This is a genomic window from Vibrio sp. 1288 (assembly GCF_033344475.1).
This window is the reverse complement of the sequence record NZ_JAWPOX010000677.1, coordinates 1-634: the sequence shown is the minus strand read 5'-3', so window position 1 is coordinate 634 and position 634 is coordinate 1. Positions and strand designations below refer to the sequence as shown.

General features: G+C 45.1%; 1 protein-coding gene and 1 pseudogene. One reads left to right on the top strand and one right to left on the bottom strand.

The annotated features are described in order from the left end of the window. Window positions 1-153, top strand: a 153-nt coding sequence (locus R8O11_RS28730; RefSeq protein WP_318195057.1) for a DUF2986 domain-containing protein, incomplete at its 5' end; no start/stop codon positions are given. Between the two features lie 52 nt (window positions 154-205). Here R8O11_RS28730 and R8O11_RS28725 read toward each other — a convergent pair. After that, a pseudogene (locus R8O11_RS28725) lies at window positions 206-634 on the bottom strand (TonB-dependent siderophore receptor); the annotation flags it as partial.

Below are 634 nucleotides of genomic sequence, written 5' to 3'. Positions count from 1 at the left end.
TTAAAAGCGAAGCAGAAGAAGCACAACGCGAAGCTGCATAAAAGCAACAAACCGCGCTACATCTCTAAAGCTGAGCGCGCGAAAATGGAAGCCGAAGAACAACAGCAATCTTCTGAAAACGTTGTAGAGACAGCAACTGCTGACCAAGCTTAAAAAGAAAAGCCGCATAATGCGGCTTTTTTACTTTTAGAAAAGAATATTGAACTTAGTATTCAAGGCTGTAGTTCAGTGTAAACGTGCGGCCTCGACCTTTGTAATCATACGCCGCCGCATCGTAGTGAGCTGCGTACAAGATCTGTGCACGTTGGCCCCAAGCCGTGGTGTAATCTTCATCAAGCAGGTTTTGAATACCAAAGCCAAGTTGACCAACTGGCAAATTCACATTGCCCAGCAGATCAAACGTGGTGTAACCATCAAGCTTGTTGTTGGCATCATCTTCGTAATCAAACATCGTTTGGCTTTGTAGACGCACTGAATAATCATCCTGATAGTAAGCCGCCCACGCGTTCGCTTTTGATGTGCTTGCTTTACCTGCGCTTAAGTCTTCCCACTTCCCGTTAGTTTTTAGCTCAGACACGACATAATGACCAGAAGCACCCAGTAGGATGTCGCTGCTTACCCAATAATTGATGTT